This window comes from Frankia sp. CcMO1 (assembly GCF_977945845.1).
On record NZ_CDWTMG010000242.1, the window covers coordinates 1 to 7,309 of the forward strand.

Genomic DNA, 7,309 nt, shown 5'->3' on the forward strand with positions numbered 1-7,309 from the left:
TTTACCTTCCGCGAAGAGCCATGTGAGCCCGGGGCGGCCGGCCGTCCCGGGCTTCCCGCCGTGTCTTTTTCGACACGACACCCGGACCTCTTACTCACCCGCATGCTTCAGACGATGATGCCTTCGGCACGTCGGCCCGAGAGTCAGAGCCACGCCGCGAACCGGTTCCATCCCGCGGACATCGCCGGCCGCGCCTACGGGAACAGACGATCCCCCAGACGCGGCCCGGTGGAAAAGCCCTGCTCGTAGCCTTCTCCGCAGGCAGGCGTCGGCAGTACTCGCCGCGCCGGCCGTCGTCCCGGCATGGCAGCCCGACATGGCAGGAGGTTCCGCATGCGGTCCTGCCGGGCCCCTGCTCACTCCGGGTTGTCGAATCCCGCGAAGAAGTCGCGCGTACGCAGGACGCGAGCCGCCTCGGTGATCGAGCCGGAGAGCGACGGGTAGATCGAGAACGTATGTGCGATTTGATCGACGGTCAGACCGTGTTCGACCGCGAGCGAGATAGAGAGGATGAGTTCGGATGCACGCGGCGCGACAATAACACCGCCAAGCACGCTTCCACTCCCCGGACGGCAGAACAGTTTCACGAAGCCGTCCTCAATACCCATCATCTTCGCCCGCGGATTCCGCAAGAGCGGAACTGTGGTTACCTCGGCTGCGACTGCCCCGGTGTCCTTCATCACCTGCGTGACTCCGACGGTGGCGATTTCCGGCTCGGTGAAGATGTTGGACGACACCGTCCCGAGCCGCAAGGGTGTGACGGCCTCGCCGAGGGCGTGCCACATGGCGATACGCCCCTGCATCGCGGCGACCGATGCGAGCGGGAGGACTCCAGTGCAGTCACCGGCCGCGTAGACACCCGGCACCGAGGTCCGCGACATCCGGTCCACGTTCACATGCCCACCAGGCCCAAGCCGCACCCCCACGTCAGTCAGCCCGAGGCCCTTGGTGCGGGGTACCGAACCAACCGCCATCAGAGCATGGCTTCCCGTGACGGTCCGGCCGTCGGTCAGCTCGACGATCACACCGTCCCCGATGCGCCGTACCGACGCCGCCCGCGATCGGTTGAGCACCTCGATCCCACGCCGCACGAACACATCCTCGATGACCCGGGCAGCATCCGGGTCCTCCCCCGGCAGCACGCGTTCGCGCGAGGAAACCAGCGTGACCTCGGCGCCAAGCGCCCGATACGCGCTGGCGAACTCAGCTCCGGTGACGCCGGAACCGACGACGACCAGATGTTCGGGTATCTCCTTGAGGTCGTAGAGGTGTCGCCAGGTGAGAATCCGCTCACCATCCGGCTGGGCCGTGGGGAGATCGCGTGGTGAGGCGCCGGTCGCGATCAAAATCACATCGCCGACGAAGGTTTCACCGGCGCTGGTTTCGATTGCGTGCGGCCCGACAAGACGCCCAGAGGCGTGCACGACATCGACCTTCTCGCGCTCGAGCCGGCGCTCGATGTCCAGGGACTGGGCCTTGGCTAGATCACGGACCCGTTCGTACACCTGCTCCGCATCCACATTGACGACCTCCGGGGGCGTGAGCGGCCGGGTGCCCGAGTCCGCGCCGGTACTGATCCCCCAGGCCACGGGGGGCAACGCCGGTTCCAGCCCAGGGCCGAGACTATGCGGGCGGACACCCAGGCCGGGAGCCAGAGCAAGGTTCGTCATGGTCTCCGAAGTCGCGATCAAGGTTTTGGAGGGGACGCAGTCGGTGAGCACACAGGCACCACCGACCCCGTCCGAGTCGATGACGGTGACCGTCGCTCCGAGTGAGGCTCCAACGAGAGCCGCCTCGTAGCCTCCGGGCCCTCCACCAAGAATGATGATGCGAGTCACGTGCCCTCCCGATCCGGTATCGCTTCCTTATCATCTTGCCCCGCCGCCGCGGCCGCTCTCCTGCCGGTGCGGAAGGCTCCGTAGGATCGCAGACGGAGTCCGACATCAGCGATGTCAGGTAGGGCCATCTTCCTCCTTTCATGAGCGGAAATTACAGTTATAATCACGCACCGTAACCCTCCGAGAGATCACAATGACCTTGTACGCGGCTTACGCCGGCAACCTCGACCCGGCGCAGATGAAGGAGCGGGCCCCGCATTCGCCCGTGACCGGCACTGGATGGATCAACGGTTGGCGCCTCACGTTCGGCGGTGAGAACGTCGGTTGGGATGGAGCCTTGCCGACCATCGTCGAGGCTCCGGGTGCCCACGCGTACGTCCTTCTGTACGACCTCGACCGTTACGACCTGGAACGGCTCGACGTCTGGGAAGGCGCGGACACCGGCCTGTACACCCGCATCCGGGTGCGGGTCTCCACCCTCGATGGGGAGGCTCTCGCCTGGACGTATGTTCTCGACGCCTACGAGGGAGGACTCCCGTCGCGCCGGTACCTCGAGATGATCGCCGATTCCGCGGAGAAGGCTGGGGCACCCGCCGACTACGTGGCCGAGCTCCGTTCGCGACCGACTGCGTGACGCATCACGGCGCCGGTGGCGTCTGTGTCAGCAGATCGAGAGCCGCGCCGGCAAGCAGCTTCACGCCCACACCGATCGCTCTCTCGTCCACGTCGAAGCTACCCTGGTGAAGGTCGTAGGTGTGGCCGCCGGGTGTCCGAGTGCCCAATCGGGCCAAGGCCCCCGGCACGTGGTTCAGATACCAACCGAAGTCCTCGCCACCAAGCGATTGCGCCACCATGCTGGAGGCCCCGTGACCAAACACACGGTCGACGACGGTCCGAAGGACCTCGACGACATCCACGCTGTTCACCACGGGCGGCACGCCACGCCGGTAGTCGACCACGATCTGTGCTCCGTACGGTGCGATGAGCTGCTCGGCAACCTGAGTGACCAGCGCCGGCACGCTCTCCCAGGTCTCCCGGGACAAAGTGCGGATCGTGCCTCGGAGCTGACCGGTTCGAGGGATGGCGTTGGTAACGGTTCCCGCCTGCACCTGACCCCAGACCAGGGAGAGCGCCGACCTGGGATCGACTAGTCGCCCCAACGCGGCAGGAAGATCGGCCGCAAGGCGGACGAGCGCGTACACCAGGTCGACTGTGTTCTGTGGCCGGGAGGTGTGACCGCCGGGCCCGGCCAACGTGATTTCGACGGCATCGGCGGCAGAGGTGATCGGACCCGTCCGCAGACCGATCATGCCCAGGTCGAGCGCCGGATCGCAGTGCACCGCGATCGCCGTGGTCACCGGCTTCAGCACTCCCGCGTCGATGACGTCCAACGCGCCGCCCGGCATGAGCTCCTCCGCGGGCTGGAACACCAGGCGCACGGTCCCGGGCAGCGTAGACACGCGTGCGATCTCGGCAAGCGCGAGTCCGGCGCCGAGCGCCACGGTCGTGTGCACGTCATGTCCGCAAGCGTGAGCCACACCCGGAACGGTGGAGCGGTACCGCACGTCCTTGATATCCGAGAGCGGAAGAGCGTCCATGTCGGCCCGCAGCATGATCACAGGAGCGTCTGGATCATGATCGACGCCGAGACCGATATCACACCACAGGCCAGGAAGGTCCGGCAGGCGCTGCGGCGACAGTCCCGCGGCCCGGAGTCGCGCCTCGACCTGCTCGGCGGTGCGGTGCTCCCGCCGGCCGAGCTCCGGGTGGGCGTGGAGATCGCGACGCAACGCGATCAGCTCGGATTCGTGCGCGGCCACCCACCCGGCGACCGCCGCGGTCTCGTCAACCTTCATCTGCCGGCCGGGCTCCTCCCTGCACACGCCACGCGGGCCCTGAACGCGTGCGGTTCGGGGTATTCGCCGACGTGTCTAGCCGTCGACTACCGGACGGCCCATGTTCATCTCTTCGAGCAGGGTATCGACGACCCGGATGAGATCTCCACCGGCCCGCCGGGCGGCGTCCCGCTGCCGGGTATAGCTCGCGCCCGTCCGCAGGATGGTCAGCGCGTCGGAGAGCTCGGATGAACAACCGAGGCGGTGGGCGACCGGAAGCAGATCCTCCACGAGATCGGTGATCTCGTCCCGGACCGGCCGGATACCGCCCCGACCATCGACGATGATCTGTGCGTCCAGACCGTACCGGGCCGCTCGCCACTTGTTCTCCTGCACGAGCCATCGTTGCGGAGTCGGGAGGCGATACCCACGATCGATCTGGGTGTTCATGCGGTCAACCAGGCACTGCGCGAGAGCCGCGACCGCCCCCACCTCCATCAGGGACGGCAGACCATCGCAGACCCGCAGTTCCACGGTGCCGAAGTTGGGATGTGGGCGAATGTCCCACCAGACCTCGCGGATCGTCTCGATGGTGCCGGAGACAATCAGTGTCTCCATGAACGACTCGAAACCCGGCCAGTCCTCCAACGGGTACGGCAGTCCCGCGGTGGGCAGGCTCGCGAAGACCTGTGATCGGGATGAGGCCAGCCCGGTGTCTCCGCCCAGCCAGTAGGGCGACGACGCCGACAGGGCGAGAAAATGCGGGACATAGGCCATCAGAGCGTTCACGATCGGCATGACCTTGTCCGCAGACCGCACTCCGACGTGTACGTGGACGCCGAAGATGAGCAGCCGCCGGGCCAACCACTGCATCTGGCTGACCAGCCGGAAATAGCGATGATCCTCGGTGATGCGCTGCCCCATATAGTCACTGGCCGGATGCGTGCCGCTGCACATCAGCCCGATCCCGCGCCGTTCCGCCAGATCGCGCAGCAGCGAGACGGTTCCAGCCAGGTCCGCGGTCGCTTCCTCCACCGAGTCGCAGACCCCGGTGACGACCTCGATGGTCGACTCGAACAGCTCGTGCTTGGCCTTGGCCGCCTCGCGCTCCCCGGCCTTCGCCCGCAGCTCGTGAAGAATCCCGCTGGCCTCGCCGCGAAGTTCGCGCGATTGCTGGTCGACGAGCTGCAGCTCCCATTCGATGCCGAGACTGGTGCTCGACGACGACGAGAAAGGGATCTGCACCTAGCCTCCTCGGGTCGGGATCTCGGGGTCGGTACCAGCACCAGACAGCCGTCACCCACCGGCTCGGCTCACGGGCAGCAGGTCGGCTCACGGGCGGCAGAAGGTGACTACCCCATTCAGCCCGTTCCTACCCCACCACCCCCCACCGGGGAGCTGGCCAAAGGCTTGGTCGCGGCAATGCCCGGCCCGACCACCTCACCGCCCATCGGCCGGGCCCGACGCGCTCAGACGGCTACCGGGCCCGGTCCCGGTCCCGGTGCCGGTGCCGGTGCAGTGACCACCCGCACCCCCAGCTCACGCAGCTGACGATCGGTCACGGGCGTCGGGGCGCCCGTCAACGGGTCGAGTCCCGACTGGGTCTTGGGAAAAGCGATGACCTCCCGGATGTTCTCCTCACCGGCGAGGATCGCCACCAACCGGTCGATCCCCACCGCGAATCCGCCGTGCGGTGGCGCCCCGTAGCCGAAAGGGGTGAGGAAGAAGCCGAATCGAGCCTTCGCCTCCGCCGGCGAGATTCCGAGGATCCCGAAGATGCGCTGCTGGAGATCGCTCTCATGGATCCGGATCGAGCCAGATCCGAGTTCCCAGCCGTTGAGCACCAGGTCGTACGCCCGGCTACGCACCGCGAGCGGATCGGTCTCCAGCTTGTCCACATCGTCGGGGTGCGGACGGGTGAAGGGGTGATGCCCCGGCTTCGGCCGTCCGGTGCCGGGATCCACCCCGACGAACAGCGGGAAGTCGACGACCCACACGAACCGCAAGGGACCTTCGCCGGCCGGCGGGCGGCCCAGATCGTTGCGAAGCTGGCCGAGCACCTCGCAGGTGGTCGCCCACTCGTCGGCGACCAGGAGAAGAAGGTCGCCCGCCACCGCCGCGGTTGCCGCGACGATGCCGGCGAGTTCCTCGGCGGCGAGAAACTTCGCCACCGGGGACTCCAGCTCGCCGCCGGGACCGACCCGCATCCAGACCAGGCCCTTCGCACCCAGTCCCTTCGCCCGCGCGGTGAGATCGTCGAGCTTGCGCCGGTTGTGCGAGGCTGACCCGCCGGGTACGCGGATTCCCTTGACGGCCTCGGCCCCGGCGAACGCCTTGAAACCGCTACTCGCGAAGACCGCGGTCAGCTCTATGAGTTCCATGCCGAACCGCAGGTCCGGCTTGTCGACCCCGAAGCGGTTCATCGCTTCGTGCCAGGACATCCGCTCGATCGGCAGCACGGGGCCGCCGGTCACCGCCCGGGCCGCGGCCAAAACCGCCGCCGACGTCACGCCGAGCACGTCGTCCTGGTCCACGAAGCTCATCTCGAGGTCGAGCTGGGTGAACTCGTACTGCCGGTCGGCCCGCAGGTCCTCGTCGCGCAGACATCGGGCGAACTGGAAATAGCGATCCGTCCCGCCCACCATGAGCAACTGCTTGAAAAGCTGGGGTGACTGCGGGAGGGCGTAAAAACTGCCTGGGAACTGGCGCGACGGGACGATGAACTCCCGCGCTCCCTCCGGTGTCGAGGGCATCAGCAGCGGCGTCTCGACCTCGACGAAGTCCAGCGGGGCGAGCGCCGAGCGCATCGCCGCAAGAACCGCCGAGCGGATCCGCAGGTTGCGCTGCATCCGGTCACGGCGCAGATCGAGATAGCGGTAGGCGAGACGAATGGTCTCATCGACGGAGTCGGCTCGATCGTCCAGCGGGAACGGCGGCGGTGTCGCGACCGAGAGCACCTGCACCTCGCAGTCGCGTAGCTCGACCTCGCCCGTGGCCAGGGCGGGGTTCGCGGTCCCCTCCGGGCGGACGGCGACGGTACCGGTGATCCGCAACACGTACTCGGTCCGGACGTCGACCGAGCCGTCGACGACCGCCTGAATGATCCCGGAATGGTCACGCAGGTCGACGAAGGTCAGCGACTGGCCGTGCTGACGGCGGTGCGCCACCCAGCCACACACCGTCACGGTCTGGTCAACGTGATCCGATCGCAGATCACCGCACAGATGTGTGCGCATGGCCGTGCGCTGCCGCCCGCCCGAGGTGGCGGCCCCCGCCACCGGGATCGGTAGCTCGCCGGTGGTCGACTGGGTCGTAGTCATCGATCCGTTGTTCCCATCGCAGTCTGGTCCGGCCCGCCGGGTACTTTTCTCGCCAGATGTGTGGCGATGTCACTGCGCCCGTCGCGGGATCCAGTCCTGACCCTATCGGCCGGTAACCGCGAGACCGCCGCTCCCGGCGACCGCATGGGCCGGACAGGCCGGACAGGCCGGACAGGCCGGACAGGCCGGACAGGCCGCACGGGCCCGCACGGCGAGATCGTTCGCCGTTAGGGCCTGTTTGGGAAGTTTATCGGGGCAGCCATTCGTTGATCGCGGCGATGGTGACTGTTGCTTCGTATCGGACGTCCTGCTTGTC

Annotated in this window: 5 protein-coding genes; 1 reads left to right on the top strand and 4 read right to left on the bottom strand. The window is 67.3% G+C overall.

Annotated features, from left to right (window positions below; all coding sequences use genetic code 11):
• Positions 1-356: 356 nt before the first annotated feature.
• Positions 357-1,838: an NAD(P)H-quinone dehydrogenase gene (locus tag AC08OU_RS20610; RefSeq protein ID WP_476601732.1), complete on the bottom strand. Its 1,482-nt coding sequence runs from the start codon at positions 1,836-1,838 to the stop codon at positions 357-359.
• Between the two features lie 193 nt (positions 1,839-2,031).
• Between AC08OU_RS20610 and AC08OU_RS20615 the strand changes: the two genes are divergently transcribed.
• Positions 2,032-2,472, top strand: coding sequence for a gamma-glutamylcyclotransferase family protein (locus AC08OU_RS20615; RefSeq protein WP_011435148.1), 441 nt, complete (start codon positions 2,032-2,034; stop codon positions 2,470-2,472).
• 4 nt (positions 2,473-2,476) lie between these two features.
• Here AC08OU_RS20615 and AC08OU_RS20620 read toward each other — a convergent pair whose 3' ends face one another.
• The 3 genes from AC08OU_RS20620 to aspS form a co-directional block, all read right to left on the bottom strand.
• Complete coding sequence (locus tag AC08OU_RS20620) at positions 2,477-3,694, bottom strand: amidohydrolase (protein ID WP_476601733.1); 1,218 nt, start codon at positions 3,692-3,694, stop codon at positions 2,477-2,479.
• A gap of 75 nt (positions 3,695-3,769) precedes the next feature.
• On the bottom strand, positions 3,770-4,918 hold the full coding sequence (locus AC08OU_RS20625; RefSeq protein WP_462203016.1) for a glutamate--cysteine ligase: 1,149 nt from the start codon (positions 4,916-4,918) through the stop codon (positions 3,770-3,772).
• Positions 4,919-5,142: 224 nt separating this feature from the next.
• Complete coding sequence (gene aspS / locus AC08OU_RS20630) at positions 5,143-6,993, bottom strand: aspartate--tRNA ligase (RefSeq protein ID WP_476601734.1); 1,851 nt, start codon at positions 6,991-6,993, stop codon at positions 5,143-5,145.
• Positions 6,994-7,309: the final 316 nt, after the last annotated feature.